Genomic DNA, 20,282 nt, shown 5'->3' on the forward strand with positions numbered 1-20,282 from the left:
CCCATGGCCACGGCATCCATCGCCGAAGGTGCCGCAGAGGGGCGCGGTGTTTACCGCGCCCTGGCCTGGCGTCGCCTTCTCATCATCACCGGGCTCACACTGGCCCTCCTGGTGTCCTTCACCGTCGATATCGCCTGGGGCCCGGCCCGCTACGCCCTGGGCGATGTCGTGGCTGCCATCGTTTCGCCTGGCTCCGTCACCGACAAGATCCGCGTCGTCGTGTGGGATATTCGCATGCCCATGGCGCTGATGGCTGTCATCACCGGCGCTGCTTTGTCGCTGGCCGGCGCCCAGATGCAGACCATCCTCGCCAATCCTTTGGCCAGCCCCTTCACCCTGGGCATATCCGCCGCGGCCAGTTTCGGCGCTGCGCTGGCCCTGGTGCTGGGCGTGTCGCTCGTGCCCTTCGCCGGCATCTTCATGGTGCCCTTGAACGCCTTTGCCATGGCGCTGGTGGCGACGCTGATCATCCACTTCATCTCCCAGGCGCGCGGCGTCACGGTGCAGACCGTGGTGCTGCTCGGCATTGCCCTGGTTTTCACCTTCAATGCGATGCTGGCGTTCCTGCAATATCTGGCCACCGAGCAGGCGCTGCAGAGCGTGGTGTTCTGGACCATGGGCAGCCTCACCAAGGCCACCTGGGAAAAGATCTGGATCACCCTGGCCGTCCTGGTCTTCGCCATTCCGCTGTTTGCCCGCCACGCCTGGGCGCTCACGGCCATCCGCCTGGGCGAGGACAAGGCCGCCAGCTTCGGCGTCAATGTCCGCCGCATCCGGCTTGAGACCATGCTGATCGTCGCCCTTCTGGCCGCCGTGCCGGTGAGCTTTGTCGGCACCATCGGCTTTGTCGGCCTGGTCGGGCCTCACATTGCCCGCATGGTGGTGGGCGAGGATCAGCGCTTCTTCCTGCCCACGGCGATCCTGTGTGGCGCACTGATCCTCTCGGTCACCTCGGTGGTGTCCAAATCCATCTTGCCCGGCGTGGTCTTTCCCATCGGCATCATCACCGCGCTGGTGGGCGTGCCGTTCTTCTTTTCTCTCATCATCTCCAATGTGAGGCGGTCATGGTAAGCATCGCTCTGGACAACCTTGGCGCCTACTACGGCCGGCGGCTGACCGTTTCGGCAATCTCGACGCCCGTGTTCAGTGGCGGCGACGTGGTGGCAGTCATCGGCCCCAATGCGGCTGGCAAATCCACCCTGTTCAAGCGCATCGCCGGCCTGCTGCGCGGCCCCGGCCGCGTCGCCGTCACCGGCACCGACAAGGGCAAGCGCGCCATCAGCTACATGCCGCAGGACACTTCGGCCAATGCGGTTCTGACGGTCTATGAATCCATCCTGCTGGCGCGCAAGCAGGGCGGCGGCTGGGCGGTGGGCGATGACGATCTGGCGCTGATCGATGGCGTCATGTCCGCCATCGACATCAATCCCATCGCCTTCCGCAACCTGGGCGAACTCAGCGGCGGCCAACGCCAGCTGGTCAGCATCGCCCAGGCCCTCGTGCGCGAGCCCGACATCCTGCTGATGGACGAGCCGACCAGCGCGCTCGACCTGCACCGGCAGATGGAAGTGCTGTCCTTCATGCGCGGCGTGGCGCGCGAACGCGGCATGATCGTCTTCATCGCCATCCATGACCTCAATCAGGCCATGCGCTTTGCCGACCATGCCATGGTCATCGAGGACGGTCGCCTGCGCGGCGTGGGCCGCACGGCCGATGTCATCACCACCGCGCTCTTGCGCGACGTCTATCGCATCGAGGCCCGCATCGAGACCTGCTCACGCGGCCTTGCTCAGGTCATCGTCGATGGCGTCAGCCCCAAGCTGGCCGGGGCAGGGCGCGTTGCACCTGCCCTGGCCGAGGCCGAGCTGACCCCGGCCCTGGCGGCGCAATAGGCCGGGCGCTCAGGCGAACCAGGTCGTACCCGGGTACTGGTGTGCCCGGGCCACCTCTTCATTGAGCTCGAGCCCGATGCCGGGCCGGTCACTCAGGGCGATGCGACCATTCTTGATGATGTCGCCACCGTCGGTGATCGTCGACCAGTAGTCGCGGTGGAACCAGTGGAACTCCAGCACCAGGAAGTTCGGGATCGTGGCGCAGACATGTGCCGAGGCCATGGTGCCGATAGGCGAGGACACATTGTGCGGCGCAAAGGGGATGGAATAGAGATCCGCCATCTCCGCGATCTTGCGGCATTCGCTGAGGCCGCCGCACTTGGGAATGTCGGGCATGATGATGTCGACGGCCTGCTGCTCGAGCAGCTTTCGGAACCCATGCCGCAGATAGAGGTTCTCGCCGGCGCAGATCGGCGTTGACGTGCTGCGGGTGATCTCGGCCATCACGTCGATATTTTCCGGCGGCACCGGCTCTTCCAGCCACATCAGCTGCAGATGCTCGAGATCCCGCGCCAGCCGGATCGCGCTGTGCTTGTCCAGCCGCGTGTGCAGGTCGCACGCCACCTCGACACCCTTGCCGGCAGCCTTCACCACCATTTCGGCCAGCTGCACCATGCGGTCATGCTCCCATTTGTTGGGAGTCATGTTGAACCTGTCCTTTTCGTACCAGCCGGTTTCGCTGCCGGTGTGGCCATAGGCGCGGATGTCGAGATCGACCTTGAGCGCGGTGAACCCGGCCGCCAGCACCTGGTCCACCTCGGCCTGCACCTCATCCATGTTCATGCCCGGCGAGACTTCGCAGTCGCAATAGACGCGGATGTCGTCGCGGAACTTGCCGCCCATCAGCTCATAGATCGGCACCTCAAGCGCCTTGCCCTTAAGGTCCCACAGTGCGATTTCGATGCCGGTCAGCGCCGTGATCAGCGCCCCGGCAAAGCCACCCTCGAACACCAGGCTCCGCCGCATTTCCTCAAACAGCGCGTCGATGGCAAAGGGATCGCGGCCGACGAGCTTGGGTCCCAGTTCCTGCTCGATGATGGCAATGGCCTGGTGGCCGCCATGCACGCATTCGCCCAGCCCGGTGACGCCGGCGTCGGTCTCGATGCGCACCCAAAGATGCATGCAATGGCCAGTCGTCGCCGCCGTCTTGATCGATGTGATCTTCACGTCCTATTTCCCCCCGAAACCATGCGATCTCCCGTCGCATAGGCGAAGTCTAGAGCAGCCGACCCGGGCCGTCGAGCCGAACAGACGTTGTTGGCCAAAGTCTTGCGGTGCTTGTCAGGGGCGCCATCTCGGGCGACATTGCTGCGGTCAGTCACGATACTGGCAAGACTATCGGGGGGTTGTTTTGCCGCTTGTCACCTTGTCGGCCAGGGATTTCGAACCGCAGCATCGCGTTCCGGCCTTCCAGGATGCCGCCGCCGCAATCTGCCGCCTGCAGATCGAGCCCGAGGATCCACACAGCTTTGCCTCCACCACCGCCATAGCGCTGTTGCCGGGCGCCATCATCGCCTCGACCATGCATGCCCCGTGCACCACTGTGCGCACGCTGGCGCTGGCAGCCGAGGATACCGACAATGTTCTCATCCACGTGCCGCTGTCCGCCGGCTTCCGCATCCGCCAGCGCGGCGGCGATGACGCCGAATGCGATGTCGGCAAGGTCTATGTCGACCCCAACGAAGTTCCCGGCATTGCCCATTTCACCGATCCCATGACGCATGTTCTTTATGTGTCGGTGCCGCGGGCGGTGCTGGGCGCCGGGGCAGGGCTCAACCGCGCTCTGCGCACCAGCCAGGTCATGTCGCCTTATTGGCAATTGTTTGTCGGCTATGCCCGCTCGCTGCATCAGGTTCAGGCCGATCTCAGCCCCGAGGCCGCCCGCAGCTGCGCCGAACACCTGCATGACCTGGCCCGCATGGCGCTTGCCGATGGTCAGGTCGCGGACCAGCCAGGCGCAGGCGTGCGCGCCGCCTGGCTGCACCGGCTCAAGAGCGACATCGAGGTCCATTTGACGGCGCCCGATCTCTCGCTCGACCGCATTGCCGCGCGCCACGGCATCAGTGGCCGCTATGCCCGCGCGCTGTTCGCCGGCGAGCACACCACCTTCCGCGACTATGTGCGCGAGCGCCGCCTGGCGCTGGCGCATCGCCTGCTCTGCGATCCCCGCCAGGTCCATCGCTCGGTCAGCGACATCGCCATGGCCGCCGGCTTTGGCGATCTCTCCTGGTTCAACGCCTGCTACCGACAGCAATACGGCACCACGCCATCGGCCTCCCGCGCCATGGCGCTGGCGTCCGGCAGTGCCGTCCAGCCCTGAACACTGTTCCGTCCAGCCCAAGAACTGTGCCGCGAACATCCCTAGTTTGCACGCCTGCAGCGATGCGGTGTCGCGGCAATGGTGTGCTTCGGGGAGGGTTTGGCTATGTGGGACTTCAGCGTCAGGCGCGGTATCGGCCTGATGGTCAGGACAGCGCCCTTCCTGCTGTTTCGCGCCGTGGTCTATTTCACCATCGCCGTCGCCTATGTGCTGGCCACCGGGCTGGGTGCCGGCATCGGCTATGGCGTGGGCAATTTCGGTGATGCCGACTTCCAGGCCAGCGCTACCCTGTGGGGTGGCGGCATTGGCCTCGCCCTGGTCGCCGGCATTCTCTACCTGCTGCGCGAATATGTGCTCTACACGGTGAAGGCCGGCCATATCGCGGTGATGGTCGAGCTGATCGACGGCCGCCCCTTGCCCGATGGCATGGGCCAGCTGGCCTATGCCCGCAGCGTGGTGACGGAGCGCTTCGGCCAGGCCTCGGTGCTGTTCGGCATCGATCAGCTGGTCAAGGGCGTCATCAATGCGGTGACGGGCCTTTTGGAGGGGCTCTTCACCCTGCTGCCCATTCCCGGGCTCGATCGGCTGATGGCCGTGCTCCGCGCCTACCTCAAGCTGGCAGTGGGCCTGATCGACGAGGTCATCCTGGCTCACGCCATCCGCACCCGCGCCGACAATCCCTTCGCCAGCGCGCGCGAAGCCCTGGTGCTCTATGGGCAGAATGCCAGGCCCATGCTGGTCAACTCCGCCTGGCTGACGCTGATCGTCTATGGCCTGTCGCTGCTGGTCTTCCTGCTGATGCTCGCGCCGGCGGCTGCGCTGGTCTATCTCATCCCCGGCGCCTGGTCGGCTGGCGGGGTGGTCTTTGCCCTGCTGTTCGCCTGGGCCATCAAGGCGGCCGTGTTCGAGCCCTTCGCCATTGCCTGCCTGCTGCAGGCCTTCTTCAAGGTCACCGATGGACAGGTGCCCAGCCCCGTGTGGGAGGAGCGCATCGATGGCGCCTCCCGCAAGTTCGGTGAACTGGGCCGCCGCGCCGCCAGCTGGGTGGGCATGCGCCCGCCGACCAAATCCCCCTTCGATCAATCCGGAGCCCAGGCATGATCCGCTTGTTCCAGCCGCTCGCCTTGGCCCTTCTGGCCGTTCTCACCCTGGCCGGCGCCAGCCTCGCCGAGGGCCGCATGATCATTGTCATGGACGGTTCGGGCTCGATGTGGGGCCAGATCGATGGCCGCGCCAAACTCGAGATCGCCCGCGACGCCGTGCGCGATGTGCTCGCCAACGTCCCCGCCGAACGCGACCTGGGTCTTTATGCCTATGGCCATCGCCGCAAGGGCGACTGCGATGACATCGAACTGGTCGTCCCGCCCGCCCAAGGCAGCGGTCCTGCCATTCTGTCAGCGGTGCAGGCCATGCGCTTTCTCGGCAAGACCCCGCTGACCAGGGCCGTGCGCCTGGCCGCCGAAGCGCTGCGCTACACCGAGGAAGAAGCAACCGTCGTGCTGGTGACCGACGGGCTGGAAACCTGCGAGGCCGATCCCTGCGCGCTGGGCGCTGAACTCGAGCAACTGGGCCTCAAGTTCACCGCCCATGTCATCGGCTTTGGCCTGACGCGGGAGGAGGGCGCTGCCGTGGCCTGTCTGGCCGAGAACACCGGTGGCCAGTTCATCCGCGCCGCCGACGCCAAGGGACTCACCGACGCCCTCGACGCGACCGTCAACGACACCATGCCCGACGAGCCAAAGACGCCGGCCAAAGCCCTGCCCGGGGCCGGCCTGACCGCGCCCGACCAGGCCCCGATCGGCGCCCGGGTCGACGTGACCTGGTCCGTCACCGAACCCCGGCCCCTCGACACCATTGTCATCGGCGCGGTCGGCAGCGACGAGGCCTTCGACTATGTCTATGCCGACGTCGGCAATCCCGCCGTGATCCAGATGCCCGGCACGCCCGGCCCCTATGAACTGCGCTATGTGAGCGCCGACGAGCATGTCGTCGCCCGCCGCCCGATCACCGTGATCGATGCCCCCGTCGCGCTGGACGCGCCGGACCAGGCCCTTGTCGGCCAGCTGGTGCCCATCCATTGGACGGGTCCCGATGCCGCCTATGACAATGTCCGTCTGCGCCTGCCGGGCGACGACAGCTACATCAGCTATTCCTATGTCGCCGGCAGCAATCCGGTACTGCTGACCATGCCCGACGCGCCGGGGGACTATGAGCTCACCTACGTGCTCAACGACACCCAGACCATGGTCACACGGCCCATCGCGGTGCTCCCCGCGGGCTCCAGCATAGCGCCGCTCCCGGCCAGTCTCTCGGCGCCCGACCAGACCGAGGCCAGTAGCGACGTGCAGGTCGGCTGGTCCGGTCCGGGCGCTGCCGGTGACTATATCCTGCTCCGCTCCGTGGGCAGCCAGGGTGAGGACTATGTCAGCTACGCCTATGTTGCCGGCGAAAACCCGGTGACGCTGGCCACACCGGGCGAAACCGGCGATTTCGAGCTGGTCTACCGCTTCGCCGATGGCCGCGAACTGGCCAGCCGGCCGATCACCATCGTGACCAGCCTCAGCGCGGATAGTCCTGCAGTGCCCGCTGGCCTGGTTGACGTCTCCTTCGAGGTGCCGCCGGAACACGCCGACCTGGCCGTGGTCTGGTCCGCCGTGCCAAGGCCGGGCCAGCCCATCGCGCCCGAAGCCTGGGCGCTCAACGATGCCGTCGTCGGCCCCGTCAGCGTCAGTTTCGAGCCGGGGACCTATGACGTCACCGGCTCGGCCGACGGCATGGCCTTCGCGGGCACGGTCACCATCCGGCCGGCCGGTGACAATCGCTTTGTCATCGGTCCGACCCAGCAGGCCCCTGAGACGACAGGCGCCACGGGCACGGACCTGCCCGAGACCTATGAAAGCGAAGGCATGGGCGAGGACACCGGCTATTTCTGCGAGCAAACCGTCCCCTGCGCGCATGAGGATGCCGGCACCGGTCTGGCGTTCCTGCTGCCCGGCGGCTGGCACACCGATTTTCCCTATCTCTATGAGACGGCGGGCGGCGCCACCGCCAGCCAGCCCAGCATGACCTTCTATGGTCCACCCGCAGACGGCGGTGGCAGCGCCGTCATCGTGCTCAATCCGCGGCAGTGGCTGGCCGACAACGGGCCCTGCGCCGACAGCAGCGCCGGTCAGCTTTGTCGCTTCGATACCGACGATACCGATGCCCTGACCGCCTTTGAGATCATCAAGGCCTCGTTGCGCCTCGGGGCATCCTAGGCGTCGACGGTCTCGATGCTCCGCTGCGCCCCGACGTCGCGCAAATGGCTGGCCAGGTTCACTGCCGGACAGTCATGCTTGAGCAGCACCAGCTTGCTCCCCTGCGCTGCGCTGTTGATTGCCGCCGCTACCACACTGTCTTGTGGATCTGGCCAGTCTGCACATTCACCAGCCCCAGCGGCGCCAGCGGGCTGGGCGCCACCAGCACCCAGCGCCAGGGCGAACAGGTCAGCGTGGCAAACGACAGGCGCTCGGGGAACCCCGGCGACCAGCGCGGGCTGAATGTCGGCTCATACATCCAGTCGATCTTGGCCGCTTCCGCATAAAGCGCCTGCATGTCGGCATCGAGGTCTTGTGCCGAGCGGCACGACATCAACCCCGCCACCTCGTAGCTCACGGTGGCAACAAGTTTGTTACCGGTCACCAGTGCCCAGCCGCCTTTGATGTCGGAGAGCGCATTGACGGCTAGCGCCATGGCTTCGTCGGACGAGCCGGCGCACCAGATATTGTGCTTGTCATGACCCAGCGAACTCGCCACCGCCGTGTCGGGCGTGCGCGGCCCCGTGCCCAGCCAGAACATTTTCGACACCGAGCGCGCATTGGAGAAGCGGTCGACAATGGCGAATTTGGTGATGTTGCGGCTTTCGTCGCGCTGCACCGCGCCGTCGCGCACTGGCAGCTCATAGGTCAGGAAGTCATCGGCCCAATGGAACGGCCGCAGCACGGCAGCCTGCATGGTCTCGCGCCCCGGCTCGGCCGCAATGGCAAAGTCAGCCGCCGTCAGCGCCCCGCCGACCTGCACTGTGTCGGTGGCCCAATCCGGCCAGGCAATCTCGGGCACCGGCTCGATATAGTCCGTGCCGCGCGACACCTGGCGCCCATCCGCCCACACTTCGGCAATGCTGAAGTTCTCAAGGTCCGACAGCAGCACCACATCGGCAAAGCGCCCCGCCGCGATCGAGCCCACCCAGGGCGTCAACCGCATATGGCGCGCCGGGTTGATCGTCACGCATTGGATGGCAATTTCGGGCGCCAGCCCGGCGGCAATGGCCGTGCGCACATTGTGGTCCGTGGCGCCCTTCTGCAGCGTCTCGCTGGCGCTGCGGTCGTCGGTGGCAAAGGCGATCTGCGACCAGTCCTGCAGTCCGCGTTCGAGCAGGCCCTTGATCACATCGGGCATGGAATGGACGCGCAGCTCCATGAAGAGCCCATGGCGCAGCTTGTCCCAGAACTCCTCGGCGGTCCACGCCTCATGGTCGGAGGCGAGACCCGCCGCAGCAAAGGCGTTGATCGTGGGCAGGTCCTTGATGCCCGCAGCATGTCCCTCGATCACGCCGCGCTGGTCCATGGTGGCTTCGATCATGCCCCAGAGGCGGTCATGCGAGCCATTGCTGGCGTCCCACACCGCCGGCCAGTCCATCACCTCGTCGAGCCCGGCCACCATCAGGCTGCCCTTGAGGAACCCGGCCTGTTCGTCATAGCCAAGCCAGCCACCACCATGCTCATAGGCCGTGGGCGGCACGGCCGAGCCGGGCAGGGGGAAGATCTTGAGCGGCGAGCCATGCTGGCGCGCCGTCATCCAGAATTCGAGCGTGCGCGAGCCGCGCACATTGGAGAATTCGTGACTGGCCTCGCAGGTCCAGGTATTGCCGCGCGGCAGCACCAGCGCAGCTTCCCATTCCGGCGTCAGATGCGAGCTTTCGATGTGCTTGTGCACTTCCCCCAGGCCCGGAACGGCCATCAGCTCGGGCCGGTGCTCATGCCGGCCATAGGTGCCCGGATAGCTGCCCGCCGGCCCGACATAGGCGATGCGGTCGCCCTTGATGATGATCTCCTGGTCATCGAGCCAGGTGCGCGTCGATACGTCGAGCAGCCTGCCCACCCGCAGGCAAGTGTCAGCCGGCGCCTTGCCCATGGCCACCAGTGTCAGGCTCTTGCGGATGGCAACTTCGGATTTGGCGTCGATCATGGTGGACTCGGGGAAAAACGCGGCGCAGGCGCCGGCATACAAACAGGAAAAGCAAATCCGGCGCGAAGGGACCGCACCGGCACAGCCATGCAGCATGGCACAAACGAAATAGACCGAGTCCAAGGCCGGCGGCTACACCGGCCCGCAGGGGGAGACGGGTGCTAGATCTTTTCACCCTCAATTGGATTTGCGGCGCCTTTGCCTCCCTCCCCCTTGAGGGGACGGACCGAGGGAGGGGGGCTGTCAGTGAACCTCAGAACCCCGCCCACGCCGACTTTCCCCTTAAGAGCTTGCCCTCGGGCGTGCCGAGGCGCGACCCGGGTGGGAGGGGATAGAACCGCGTCAATCTGAATGTGAAATGATCTAGAAGCGCCCCATCTCCCCGCGCACCTTGTCGATGAACCCGCTGAGCTGGCTGGGCGTGCAATTGTTCATGTCATAGAGCGCCAGATATTTTGGGCGCGTGCTGAACGTCGCCCAGCCCCAGCGCCGGGCAATACGGCGCGGCGGGTCGCCCATCACCCAGGTGCGCAGATGGCTGCCGCCATAGGTGGTCACGAACGCCACCTTCTTGATGTTGGTCAGGCACGGCACCAGCCGCCCCCGGTCATTGCCGCCTTCCATGCGGAAGGACACGCCGGGCACGAAGATGCGGTCGAAATAGCCCTTGAGAATGGCCGGATAGCCATAGTTCCACACCGGGTGCACCACCACCATCGCCTCGGCCGCCTGCAGCCGCTCGACATAGGGCTTGATGGCGGGCGTCAGGTTCCCCGGCACATCGTGATAGTTGAGCCGCTCCTCCCGCGTCATCACCGCGGGAAACTGCTCGTCATACAGGTTCAGCGCATCCACGCTGTGCCCGGCTGCCGTGAGGCTCGCCACCACCGCGTCAAACAGCGCCCGGTTGAAACTGGTTTCCACCGGATGGGCATGGATCACATGGACACGCATCAGGCCGCATGCACCGGATTGAGACCGTCGAACAGCCAGGCCTTGCCGGCGGTGAAGTCGAAGTCCGGGTTCTCCCAGGCCACCATCTTGCCGGGGTTGAGCATGCCCTTGGGGTCGGCCTCGCGCTTGAACGCCAGCTGCTTCTGGTCGGTGCGCTTCATGCCGCCTTCTTCCAGCGTATAGCGGTGCGGGTTGAACACGTCGCAGCCATTGTCCTCATGGATGCGCACGATTTCGTCCAGCCGCGCCTCATTGGTGTAGCGCACCAGCGGCAGGCCCGAGAGCGTGACGATGCCGTCCTGGCGGGTGATTTCGAGATGCATCGGCAGCTCGTCGCCCAGAATGCCGATGATCTTTTCCAGATGCGCTATGCTGGGGTAGCGCGTCTGCAGATACGTCACACTTGGATCGACCTTGAGCGCGCGCAGCGTGGTGTGGTTCCACGCCAGCTCATAGACCGGCGGCAGGCGCTTGAGCTCCTCGGCGCTGGCCGTGTCGGAGCGATAGCGCAGATCGCCCTTGTGGTGGTTGATGAACAGCGTCATGGCCGGCACGGCCACCGGCGCCACCATCAGCAGCACCACGGCCTGCCCATCCTTCAGATACGGCTTGTGCCGGTTGAAATAGGCCTCGGGGATCGGCGCGGCATAGCTCGAGACTTCCTTGACCAACAGCCCGTCCTGCAGCGCCACCGCCTGCCCGAAGCGGGTGGCCGCGATGTAGTCGTCAAAGCCCACGATCATGTCGACCCAGTCATGTGCCTGCGTCAGCGGCATTTCGGCTTCGACGATAATGCCATTGGTGCCATAGGCATGGGCGACCTTGAGAATGTCCTCGCCCTCGAGGTCCAGCTCGCGCGGCTCGGCCTCGCAGGTGATGACCTTGAGGCCCAATATGCTGCCCAGATTGCGCAGCCCGCCCCAGCGCACCGACCCGACGCCGCCCGAGCCGCCGGCAATGAAGCCGCCGATCGAGGCCATGCGATAGGTCGAGGGGTGAAAGCGCAGCTCGCCGCCGACGGCCGCCCGCGTCTGGTGGTCCATCTGTTCCAGGATCGCCCCGGCCTGGGCCCGCACCCGGTCCGGCTTGATCTCGAGCACCTTGTCCATCTGCATCAGGTTGAGCATGGCGCCACCGGCCAGCGGCATGGCCTGGCCATAATTGCCCGTGCCGGCCCCGCGCGGCGTGATCGCCACGCCATGACGGAATGCGGCGGCCAGCACGGTCTTGACCTCGTCATTGCTGCGCGGCGACACCACGATCTCGGCCGTCACGTGGTCAAGCTTTTCCTTGAGCACCGGCGAGTACCAGTAATGGTCGCGGCTGCGCTGCTGCACGATGCGAGGATGGTCTTCCACCGGAATGTCGCCCAGATCGGCGCGGAAGGCTGCAATGCTCATCAGTTTGGTCCCATCAGGTCGTCAAGTTCGCGATAGTCGGGCAGGGTGGTGTCGATGGCGCCGCCATTGCGCAGCACCAGCCGGTCGGCCTGTGGCCTTGCCATTAATTCGGTCCAGCTGCGGGCGCGGAACACCACCAGGTCGGCGGCCTGGCCGGTGCTTATGTCCCCGCTATAGCCAAAGCCGGCGATAGCCGCCGGGTCGCCGCTCACCGACCGTGCCCAGGTAAAGGCCTTGTCCTGCGGATGATCGAAATGGAGGATCCGCGCGCCTTCGCGCAGCACCTCGAAGCCATCGAGATCGCCATAGGCATAGAAGGGGTCGCGCGTATTGTCCGAGGCAATGGCCACGGAAACACCCGCCGCCTTGAGCTCATTGAGCAGCGTCACCCCGCGCCAGCGCGGCGTGCGCACCCCGTCCGCATTACTGCGGTCCTGCAGATACATATTGCACATTGGCAGCGACACTACGGCGATGCCGGCCCGCGCCACCTTGTCGATCACCCGCTGCGCGACGTCCCGGTCCTGCACCGCCAGCGAGCAGCAATGTCCTGCCGTCACCGAGCCGGTGAAACCGCTTTCGATCACCGCATCGGCGAGGCTCTCCAGCGCATTGGCGGCGGGATCGGGGGATTCGTCGGTGTGCAGGTCAATGTCGAGGCCCAGCCGGCCTGCCGTCTCCACCAGCCGCCGCATGATAGTGGCGTTCCCCGGATGCACAGCGGTTGAGCCGCCCAGAATGCCACCGGCTGCCTTGGTGCGCTCGGCCACCGCCGCCAGCGCTTTGGGGTCGAGAATGGTGTCGGGGCCCATCAGGCCCGCGCCTTGCAGTTCGATGCGTCCGGCCCAGCGTGCCCGCATGGCCTCGAATACGTCCCAGCTGATGGCGTGCTGCGGCGGCGCCATGTCGAGATGGGTGCGGATGGCCGCCGTCCCATGCGCATAGGCGCAGCGCAGTGCAAAATCCATGCGCCGCTCGACGTCCTGCGCCGCCCAATTGGCCGTGCGGTCCTCCAGCACGGCTTTGAGCGCGCCGATCCAGGTCCCATCCGGGTTCTGCCGGCGCGGCCAGATATGGCCCTTGTCGAGATGGGTATGCAGGTCAACAAACGCCGGCAGCACAATGCCGCCATCGAGGTCGATCACATGCGCACCCTGCGCTTGTCCCGCCGGCGCGATGGTCGTCACCACGCCGTCGGCGACAGTAATATCCACCCGCTCCAGCGCCCCCGACTGCGCCTGGCCCAGCACGGAGGCGGGCACATGGGCATTGGTGAGCACATAGTGCCGGTCTGCGGGAATGGTGATGGGCATCCTCTAGTTCTCCCGCCGGATGGCGCTTTCGTGCCAGCGGTGCAGCGTCAGCCAGGAGATCAGCGACGTCAGCCCGAAAATGGCGATACCCGTGCCACACAGCATGATCAGGCAGACAAACAGCCGCGGCAGGTTCATGCGATACTGGCTTTCGAGCAGGCGGAACGCCAGCCCCGAACCCTGACCAGCCGAGCCGGCAGCAAATTCGGCCACCACCGCCGCAATCAGCGACAGCCCGCCGCCGATGCGCAGCCCGGCCATGAAATAGGGCATGGAGGCCGGGATCTTGAGATAGATCAGCGTCTGCCAGCCCGAGGCCCCATAGAGCTCGAACAGGTTCAGCAGATTGTGGTCTACGCTCTTGAGCCCCTGCGCCATGTTGGAGAGGATCGGGAAGAACGCCACGATGAAGGCGCAGATCAGCAGGGCCGTCTGCGTGTCCGGCGCATAGATCAGCAGCAGCGGCGCGATAGCGATCATCGGCGTCACCTGCAGCACCACCGCAAAGGGAAACAGCGCCAGTTCGAGAATGCGCGACTGCACGAGGAGGATCGCCAGGCCCACGCCACCGATCAGCGCAATGGCCAGCGCCATGAAGGTGATCCGCACCGTCACCAGCAGGGCCGGCCACAGCGAGGCGGAATCGGTGAAGAGCGCAATCGCCACATCCACCGGCCCGGGCAGGATATAGCGCGGGATATTGTTGATGGTGACCAGGAGGTGCCAGCCCAATACGGCCAGCAGCAGCGCGGCGATCGGGATCAGCACCTGCATCAGCTTCTCGCGGTTCGGCGTGCGCGGCAGCAATACGCCCGCTGCGCTGTCGGTGCCCGCTTCGCTGGGGTTCGTCATGGTCTGGCTCATCAGTGTGTCTCCGCTGCGCCAATGGCCCGCTGCAGGGCATCCGACACGTCCTGGCAGGTCTGCCGATAGCCTTCCGACACGCGATAGGCCTGGTCGCGCTCGGCCGGCTGGGCGATCTCCATGTCGGCAAACACCTGGCCCGGCCGCGCCCGCATCACCACGATCCGGCTTGAGAGATAGGCCGATTCATAAACCGAATGGGTCACAAAGATCACCGTCACGCCATGCTGCTGCCAGAGGCGCAACACGTCGTCATTGAGCTTCTGGCGCGTGATTTCATCCAGCGCCGCAAAGGGTTCGTCCATCAGCAGCAGCTTGGGCCGCGTCACCATGGCCCGGGCGATGGAGACGCGCATGCGCATGCCGCCCGACAGCTCGCGCGGATACGATGCCGTGAAATCGGCCAGCCCCACGGCGGCCAGATTGTCCATGATGGCCTCGCGCGCCGCCGCCTTGGAAATGCCGCGCAGCTTGAGCGGCAGGTACACATTGTCATACACCGTGGCCCAGGGCATGAGCGTGGGGTCCTGGAACACAAAGCCGACGTCGCCGTCCGGCAGGCCCTTGGCGTTGATCTTGGAACTGGGCCAGTCGATGCTGCCCGAGGACGGGGCGCCCAGCCCCGCAATGATGCGCAGCGCCGTGGACTTGCCACAGCCCGATGGCCCCAGCAGCGAGATGAACTCGCCCGCCTGCACATCCAGGCTCATCCCCTTGAGCGCCAGCGTGCCATTGGAAAACACCTTGGAGACATCGCGCATGCTCACCACGGAGCGGCGCGCGGCGTCGCTGGCGACGCCTCTGGTCGTCGAAACGGCAATATCGGTCACGGTACCAACCCGGTTTAGGGTCAAAACGGCGCGGGCAGGATCGCCCGCGCCGAGCGCCTGTCCTATTCGGCCTTGGCCAGTTCCATGCCCACGCCCTTGCAGGTGAACTGGGTGGTATAGGCCTTGGAGATGTCGATGCCCGCCTCATAGACGCCGACCTTGACCATCTCGTCGTAGAAGTCCTTCCAGCGCGCGTCGGTCATGCAGCCGATCCCTTCGGACTCCGCCTCACCCGAGATCACGATGCCATATTCCTTCATCTTCTCGATGGAATAGGCGATCTGGCCATCCGTCATTTCCGGATTGTCCTTCTTGATCAGCTCGTTGGCCGCGGCATTTTCGCCATAGAGATAATTGTACCAGCCGATCGCGGTGGCATCGACGAAGCGCTGCACCATGTCCGGATTGCTATCGACGATCTCCTGGCGGGTCTCGATGGTGGTGGAGTAGGGCGCATAGCCAAAGTCGGCCAGCAGGAACACCTGCGGCGCCCAGCCGGTCTGCTTTTCGATCTCATAGGGCTCGGACGTCAGATAGCCCTGCTGCACCGACTTTTCGTCGGCAATGAACGGCGCCGGATTGAAGGTATAGGGCTCATACATTTCATCGGTGAAGCCGGTGAAGGCCGACTTCATCCACGGCCAGTAGCCGGCAAAGAAGCTGTCCTTGCCCATGATCAGCTTGCTGGCGCCGCTCAGGCTCGCCAGGTCCGTGAAGCCGGCATCGGGATGGGCCAGCAGCACCTGCGGATCCTTCTGGAAGATCGAGGCCACCGCCAGCACCGGAATGCCTTCCTTCACCGAGTCGATGGTGGACATGCCGCCCATGTAGAAATCGAGCTGGCCGGCGATCAGCAACTGGCCATTGGGCGCCTGCGGGCCGCCCTGGCGGATGCTCACATCCAGCCCGTATTTGGCATAGGTGCCGTCGGCCACGGCCTGGTAATAGCCGCCATGCTCGGCCTGGGCGAGCCAGTTGGTGCCAAAGGTCACCTTGTCCAGCTCCTGGGCCGATACGCCGGGCACGGCCAGGGCAAGCCCGGCCAGGATGATAGTGCGAATAGAAACGGTCATGTCTGCGCTCCCTCGGCAGCGGTCGTGGCGCCGCCGCCCTGTCTGCTGCGACCTGTGTCGCCAGGGGTGAACAGTTCCGCGTTCGGCGCAGCGATGGAAGCCAAAAAATAGGCAGTCGGTGTGAATGCCTGCTATGCGTGCAGATTATGGCGTTTGGCGCTGGTCAAGCGCTTTACCTGCCGCTAGCATTCGCTCGCAAGACCCGGGACGCCCATGATTACCACGCTTGAGCCCGCCGACATCCATCCGCCTTTTGCGCCCTATAGCCACGGGGTGGTCGTGCCCGCAGGCCAGAAGCTGATCTTCTGTTCCGGCCAGCTCGGCATAGCCGCCGACGCCAGCGTGCCTACAGATTGCGCCAGCCAGGCAAGGCTGTGCTTTGACAATATCGCCGCCATCCTGCGCGAAGCCGGCCTGGGGCTCGAGCACATCGTGCGCATCAATGCCTATGTCAGTGGCCGCGAACATCTCGCCGCCTATATGGGCGTGCGCAATGGGCTCTTCGCGGCGCCCTTTCCGGCCTCCACGCTGATGATCGTCTCCGGCTTCGCCCGGCCTGAATTTGTTGTTGAGATCGAGGCCGTTGCGGCCGGTCCCGCCTGAGGAAACTGAGCATGCGCAAGATTTGGTGGACCGATTTCGCCGCCCGCGAATTCGAGGACCTCGACCCCAGCAGGACCATCGCCATCCTGCCCATCGCCGCCGTCGAGCAGCATGGGCCGCATTTGCCGGTGGGCACCGATACCATCATCAACACGTCCATGATGGAAGCGCTGGTCGCCAGTGCCCCGGCCGATCTCGATATCCGCATCCTGCCGGTGCAGGCCATTGGCAAGTCCAATGAGCATATCTGGGCCAAGGGCACACTGACCCACACCGCCACCAATCTCATCGACGCCTGGACCCAGATCGGGCTCGAAGTGGCTCGCGCCGGCATCCGCAAGATCGTGTTCGTCAACTCACACGGCGGCAATGAGGAAATCATGGGTATTGTCGCCCGCGAGCTGCGCGTCCGCGCCGGCATGCTGGCGGTCAAGAGCGGCTGGCGCTTCACCCCCGAGGGCGTGCTCACCGATCTCGAGCGCCGCCACGGCATTCACGGCGGCGACGCCGAGACCTCGCTCGTCCTGCATTTCCGGCCCGATCTGGTCGACATGACCCGCGCCGAGGATTTTGTCTCCATCGCCGCCCGCGACGAACAGCAGTTCCGCTATCTGCGGCCCACCGGCGCCTTCGGCCACGTCTATTCCTGGATCGCCAGCGACATCAATCCCTCCGGCGCCGTCGGCAATGCGGCCATCGCCACCGCCGAAAAGGGCCGCCTGATCGTCGAGGCCAATGTCAAAGGCATGCTCGAGATGCTGGCCGAAGTCGTCGCCATGCCGCTCCCCGGCACGCGCTAGACCGTCGGCATCCCCACCTTCACACCATCAGTCATCCTTCCCTCCCCTTGATGGGGCTTCGAGGCGACCGCAGGGCAAATCGCGCCAGCGGCGCGATTTGAGCCGAGAAGGCCATGAGACCTAAGGTCGAATGGCTGCACCGAGGGAGGGGGTCGTCGTGCTGTCCATGAAAGGCTCCCCTTCAGGCGAACGCAGCAACGGTCCCGGAGCATCGGGCAACAACCCGACGCGACCTAGTTCGCCAGCATCATCTTGATCACCAGCCCGACCAGGCCCACGGCCAGCACGCCGGCCAGCCAAAGGCCGATGAACCAGCCAAAGCGTGTCATCCGCCCTTGCTGCGGCATCAGTGATAACCCTCCTCGGGGTCGATCTTGCCGCGGAACACCCAATAGGCATAGCCGGTGTACGCCAGGATCACCGGCACCAGAACGGCTGCCCCCACCAGCAGGAAGCTCAGTGAGCTTTCCGGCGCAGCAGCCTCGGCGATCGTCAGCGCGCCCGGCACGATATAGGGATAAAAGCTGATCCCCAGGCCGATGAAGCACAGCACGAACAGGCCGAGCGCTGCCAGGAACGGCTGCAGATGCTTGTCGGTCGTCAGCCCATGCCACAACAGCACCGCGCAGCCGGCCAGCATCACCGGCACGAAAGACGAGAAGAAGGCCGTCGGCCAGCCAAACCAGCGCTCGAAATAGATCTCCCGGATGAACGGGCTCCACAGGCTAACCACGCCGATCAGCGCCAGCGTGCCGAAGCCGGCAAACATGGCCAGGCGTCGCGACTTCGCCTGGAGCGCGCCCGAGGTCTTCAGGTTCAGCCAGGTCGCGCCCAGCAGGGCGTAGCCCACCACCACGGCAGCTCCGGTCAGCACGGTGAAGGGCGTCAGCCAGTCCCACCATGCGCCGGCATAGCTGCGGTTGGCGATATTGATGCCCTGCACCAGCGCGCCCACGGCAATGCCCTGGGTGAAGGCGGCAATGGTCGAGCCGAGCCAGAAGCCGCCATCCCACCAGCTCGAACCGCGCGTGGTGCGATGGCGGAATTCAAAGGCCACGCCGCGGAAGATCAGCCCCAGCAGCATCAGGATGATCGGCATATAGAGCGCCGGCAGCACCGTGGCATAGACCACCGGGAACACCGCCATCAGTCCGCCGCCACCGAGCACCAGCCAGGTCTCGTTGCCGTCCCACACCGGGGCGATGGAATTGGTCATCACATTGCGGTCGTGCTTGTCCGGAAAGAACGGGAACAGGATGCCCACGCCCAGGTCGAAGCCGTCGAGAATGACATAGGCGAGCACCGCAAAGGCGATGATCCCGGCCCAGATGGTTGGCAGGTCAATGGGCATTCGGGCCTCCCAGCGTTTCTTCCTGGGCCAGGCCGGGCACCACGCCCGCAGCACGGGTCGGCCCCTTGTCCAGCTCATGATCCTCGATTTCCAGCGGCGGCCGCCGGAACAGCCGGAACAGGTAGAACACGCCCGCTCCGAACACGACGAAATAGACGATGATGAAGGCCAGCAGCGACGCCCCCACGGCTGGCGCATCCACCGGCGACAGGCTGTCCGCCGTGCGCAGCACGCCATAGACAGTGAACGGCTGCCGCCCCACTTCGGTGGTGTACCAGCCGGCCAGCACGGCCACGAAGCCCGAGCCACCCATCGGCAGCGCTGCACGCAGCAGCCATTTGTTGGTGTAGAGCGTCTTGCGATAGCGGGCCCACAGCGACCACAGCCCCATGCCCAGCATGGCAAAGCCAATGCCCACCATGATGCGGAAGGTGAAGAAGGGGATCATCGCCGGCGGCCGGTCTTCCGGCGGGAACGCGTCGAGCCCCTGCAGCGGCGCATTGAGGTCGTGCTTGAGGATCAGCGAGCTGAGCTTGGGGATCTCGACCGAGTAATGCATGGTCTGGTTCTTGTCGTCCGGAATGCCGAACAGGATCAGCGGCGCCCCGTCCGGATGGGACTCATAGTGCCCCTCCATGGCCGCCACCTTGGCCGGCTGGTACTCCAGGGTATTGAGGCCATGTGCGTCGCCGGCAAAGATCTGGATCGGCGTCACGATCGCGGCCATCCACATGGCCATCGAGAACATGATGCGCGCCTGGCGGTTGCTGGAATCCCGAAGCAGGTGCCACGCGCCCACGGCGCCCACGGCAAAGGCTGTCGTCAGGAATGCCGCCAGCACGGTGTGCGTCAGCCGGTAGGGGAACGAGGGGTTGAAGACAATCGCCCACCAGTCCTCGGGGTAGAAAATGCCATTGGCGTCGATGCCATAGCCCGCCGGGGTCTGCATCCAGCTATTGGCCGAGGTGATCCACGTCGCCGAAATGATCGTGCCGATCGCCACCATGGCAACGGCGAACATGTGCAGCCCGTCGCCGACGCGCTTGCGACCGAACAACGCAATGCCGAGGAACCCGGCTTCAAGGAAGAACGCCGTCAGCACCTCATAGCCCATCAGCGGTCCGATCACCGCACCGGCCTTGTCGGAAAACACCGACCAGTTGGTGCCGAACTGGTAGCTCATGACAATGCCCGACACGACGCCCATGCCGAACGTCACCGCAAAGATGGTCTTCCAGTATTCAAACAGTTTCAGATAGGCCGGATCGCGTTTCCAGAGCCAGAGCGCATTGAGCACCGCCAGAAAACTCGCAGTGCCAATTGAAAAGGCCGGAAAGATGAAGTGGAACGACACCGTAAACGCGAACTGAATGCGCGCCAGAATTTCTGCCGTCAGGCCAAATGTCATGGCTGATCCTATCTGCTGTTCCGGCACAGGCCGGCTTGATTGAGTGCAACATGGTTTTGCCCGACAGGAAAGGCCAGAACGCACGGTGACGCACCTGCGTCCAGGTTTCGGCGTAAGGCATTGATTTGCATCGGCATTCAGGGGAGGGCGCCCAAGCTGCGGCACATAGCCGCTTGATCCAGGCGGTCGTGCTTGTCCGGTCCGCCATGCGTCCGCGCCGAATCTTTGCGCATCCGCCTGCTGCCAGG

The 20,282-nt window shown here is 65.1% G+C and carries 18 protein-coding genes; 7 read left to right on the forward strand and 11 right to left on the reverse strand.

Going from position 1 to position 20,282, the window contains the following annotated elements:
* Positions 1 to 3: 3 nt before the first annotated feature.
* Positions 4 to 1,071: a FecCD family ABC transporter permease gene (locus K1177_RS03360; protein ID WP_224701913.1), complete on the forward strand. Its 1,068-nt coding sequence runs from the start codon at positions 4 to 6 to the stop codon at positions 1,069 to 1,071.
* Positions 1,065 to 1,892, forward strand: coding sequence for an ABC transporter ATP-binding protein (locus K1177_RS03365; RefSeq protein WP_224701914.1), 828 nt, complete (start codon positions 1,065 to 1,067; stop codon positions 1,890 to 1,892). Before K1177_RS03360 ends, K1177_RS03365 begins: the two co-directional genes overlap by 7 nt.
* A gap of 9 nt (positions 1,893 to 1,901) precedes the next feature.
* Here K1177_RS03365 and K1177_RS03370 read toward each other — a convergent pair whose 3' ends face one another.
* Positions 1,902 to 3,059, reverse strand: coding sequence for a mandelate racemase/muconate lactonizing enzyme family protein (locus K1177_RS03370; protein ID WP_224701915.1), 1,158 nt, complete (start codon positions 3,057 to 3,059; stop codon positions 1,902 to 1,904).
* Positions 3,060 to 3,243: 184 nt separating this feature from the next.
* On the opposite strand from K1177_RS03370, the gene K1177_RS03375 reads away from it, so the two are divergent.
* From K1177_RS03375 to K1177_RS03385, 3 genes are all read left to right on the forward strand, one after another.
* Positions 3,244 to 4,212, forward strand: a complete 969-nt coding sequence (locus tag K1177_RS03375) for a helix-turn-helix transcriptional regulator (RefSeq protein WP_224701916.1) — start codon at positions 3,244 to 3,246, stop codon at positions 4,210 to 4,212.
* A gap of 105 nt (positions 4,213 to 4,317) precedes the next feature.
* Positions 4,318 to 5,313, forward strand: a complete 996-nt coding sequence (locus K1177_RS03380) for a hypothetical protein (RefSeq protein ID WP_224701917.1) — start codon at positions 4,318 to 4,320, stop codon at positions 5,311 to 5,313.
* Entirely contained in the window at positions 5,310 to 7,469 is a 2,160-nt protein-coding gene (locus tag K1177_RS03385; protein WP_224701918.1) for a vWA domain-containing protein, read from the forward strand. The genes K1177_RS03380 and K1177_RS03385 overlap by 4 nt, the downstream gene beginning before the upstream one ends.
* Here K1177_RS03385 and K1177_RS03390 read toward each other — a convergent pair.
* The 8 genes from K1177_RS03390 to K1177_RS03425 all read right to left on the reverse strand — a co-directional run bounded on the left by K1177_RS03390 (position 7,466) and on the right by K1177_RS03425 (position 15,872).
* Entirely contained in the window at positions 7,466 to 7,603 is a 138-nt protein-coding gene (locus K1177_RS03390) for a hypothetical protein (protein ID WP_224701919.1), read from the reverse strand. The genes K1177_RS03385 and K1177_RS03390 overlap by 4 nt on opposite strands.
* Complete coding sequence (locus K1177_RS03395; protein WP_224701920.1) at positions 7,597 to 9,438, reverse strand: adenine deaminase; 1,842 nt, start codon at positions 9,436 to 9,438, stop codon at positions 7,597 to 7,599. Before K1177_RS03395 ends, K1177_RS03390 begins: the two co-directional genes overlap by 7 nt.
* 363 nt (positions 9,439 to 9,801) lie before the next feature.
* Complete coding sequence (locus tag K1177_RS03400) at positions 9,802 to 10,392, reverse strand: NAD(P)H-dependent oxidoreductase (RefSeq protein WP_224701921.1); 591 nt, start codon at positions 10,390 to 10,392, stop codon at positions 9,802 to 9,804.
* On the reverse strand, positions 10,392 to 11,795 hold the full coding sequence (locus K1177_RS03405; protein WP_396120131.1) for an FAD-binding oxidoreductase: 1,404 nt from the start codon (positions 11,793 to 11,795) through the stop codon (positions 10,392 to 10,394). The genes K1177_RS03400 and K1177_RS03405 overlap by 1 nt, the downstream gene beginning before the upstream one ends.
* On the reverse strand, positions 11,792 to 13,105 hold the full coding sequence (locus K1177_RS03410; protein ID WP_224701923.1) for a cytosine deaminase: 1,314 nt from the start codon (positions 13,103 to 13,105) through the stop codon (positions 11,792 to 11,794). The genes K1177_RS03405 and K1177_RS03410 overlap by 4 nt, the downstream gene beginning before the upstream one ends.
* A 3-nt stretch (positions 13,106 to 13,108) precedes the next feature.
* Positions 13,109 to 13,969: an ABC transporter permease gene (locus K1177_RS03415; RefSeq protein WP_224701924.1), complete on the reverse strand. Its 861-nt coding sequence runs from the start codon at positions 13,967 to 13,969 to the stop codon at positions 13,109 to 13,111.
* Positions 13,969 to 14,730 (reverse strand): ABC transporter ATP-binding protein, encoded by a 762-nt coding sequence (locus tag K1177_RS03420; protein WP_224703679.1) that lies wholly within the window; start codon positions 14,728 to 14,730, stop codon positions 13,969 to 13,971. The genes K1177_RS03415 and K1177_RS03420 overlap by 1 nt, the downstream gene beginning before the upstream one ends.
* 131 nt (positions 14,731 to 14,861) lie before the next feature.
* Entirely contained in the window at positions 14,862 to 15,872 is a 1,011-nt protein-coding gene (locus K1177_RS03425; RefSeq protein ID WP_224701925.1) for an ABC transporter substrate-binding protein, read from the reverse strand.
* A gap of 213 nt (positions 15,873 to 16,085) precedes the next feature.
* On the opposite strand from K1177_RS03425, the gene K1177_RS03430 reads away from it, so the two are divergent.
* Complete coding sequence (locus tag K1177_RS03430; protein ID WP_224701926.1) at positions 16,086 to 16,475, forward strand: RidA family protein; 390 nt, start codon at positions 16,086 to 16,088, stop codon at positions 16,473 to 16,475.
* Between the two features lie 11 nt (positions 16,476 to 16,486).
* Positions 16,487 to 17,275, forward strand: coding sequence for a creatininase family protein (locus K1177_RS03435; RefSeq protein WP_224701927.1), 789 nt, complete (start codon positions 16,487 to 16,489; stop codon positions 17,273 to 17,275).
* A gap of 346 nt (positions 17,276 to 17,621) precedes the next feature.
* Here the strand turns inward: K1177_RS03435 and cydB are convergent, their stop codons facing one another.
* Positions 17,622 to 18,626 (reverse strand): cytochrome d ubiquinol oxidase subunit II, encoded by a 1,005-nt coding sequence (gene cydB / locus K1177_RS03440; protein ID WP_224701928.1) that lies wholly within the window; start codon positions 18,624 to 18,626, stop codon positions 17,622 to 17,624.
* Positions 18,616 to 20,034 carry a cytochrome ubiquinol oxidase subunit I gene (locus K1177_RS03445; protein WP_224701929.1) on the reverse strand — a complete coding sequence of 473 codons (1,419 nt, stop codon included), beginning with the start codon at positions 20,032 to 20,034 and terminating at the stop codon, positions 18,616 to 18,618. The genes cydB and K1177_RS03445 overlap by 11 nt, the downstream gene beginning before the upstream one ends.
* Positions 20,035 to 20,282 lie beyond the last annotated feature (248 nt).

The sequence above is a fragment of the Devosia aquimaris genome, assembly GCF_020169335.1.
Lineage (GTDB): Bacteria > Pseudomonadota > Alphaproteobacteria > Rhizobiales > Devosiaceae > Devosia > Devosia aquimaris.

Excerpts from the sequence above, each read along its gene's own strand:
- cydB (WP_224701928.1), bottom strand. The coding sequence starts at position 18,626 with ATGCCCATTGACCTGCCAACCATCTGGGCCGGGATCATCGCCTTTGCG.
- K1177_RS03410 (WP_224701923.1), bottom strand. The coding sequence starts at position 13,105 with ATGCCCATCACCATTCCCGCAGACCGGCACTATGTGCTCACCAATGCC.
- K1177_RS03380 (WP_224701917.1), top strand. The coding sequence starts at position 4,318 with ATGTGGGACTTCAGCGTCAGGCGCGGTATCGGCCTGATGGTCAGGACA.
- K1177_RS03430 (WP_224701926.1), top strand. The coding sequence starts at position 16,086 with ATGATTACCACGCTTGAGCCCGCCGACATCCATCCGCCTTTTGCGCCC.
- K1177_RS03415 (WP_224701924.1), bottom strand. The coding sequence starts at position 13,969 with ATGAGCCAGACCATGACGAACCCCAGCGAAGCGGGCACCGACAGCGCA.
- K1177_RS03395 (WP_224701920.1), bottom strand. The coding sequence starts at position 9,438 with ATGATCGACGCCAAATCCGAAGTTGCCATCCGCAAGAGCCTGACACTG.
- K1177_RS03385 (WP_224701918.1), top strand. The coding sequence starts at position 5,310 with ATGATCCGCTTGTTCCAGCCGCTCGCCTTGGCCCTTCTGGCCGTTCTC.
- K1177_RS03365 (WP_224701914.1), top strand. The coding sequence starts at position 1,065 with ATGGTAAGCATCGCTCTGGACAACCTTGGCGCCTACTACGGCCGGCGG.
- K1177_RS03360 (WP_224701913.1), top strand. The coding sequence starts at position 4 with ATGGCCACGGCATCCATCGCCGAAGGTGCCGCAGAGGGGCGCGGTGTT.
- K1177_RS03445 (WP_224701929.1), bottom strand. The coding sequence starts at position 20,034 with ATGACATTTGGCCTGACGGCAGAAATTCTGGCGCGCATTCAGTTCGCG.
- K1177_RS03420 (WP_224703679.1), bottom strand. The coding sequence starts at position 14,730 with ATGCGCGATGTCTCCAAGGTGTTTTCCAATGGCACGCTGGCGCTCAAG.
- K1177_RS03435 (WP_224701927.1), top strand. The coding sequence starts at position 16,487 with ATGCGCAAGATTTGGTGGACCGATTTCGCCGCCCGCGAATTCGAGGAC.
- K1177_RS03425 (WP_224701925.1), bottom strand. The coding sequence starts at position 15,872 with ATGACCGTTTCTATTCGCACTATCATCCTGGCCGGGCTTGCCCTGGCC.
- K1177_RS03400 (WP_224701921.1), bottom strand. The coding sequence starts at position 10,392 with ATGCGTGTCCATGTGATCCATGCCCATCCGGTGGAAACCAGTTTCAAC.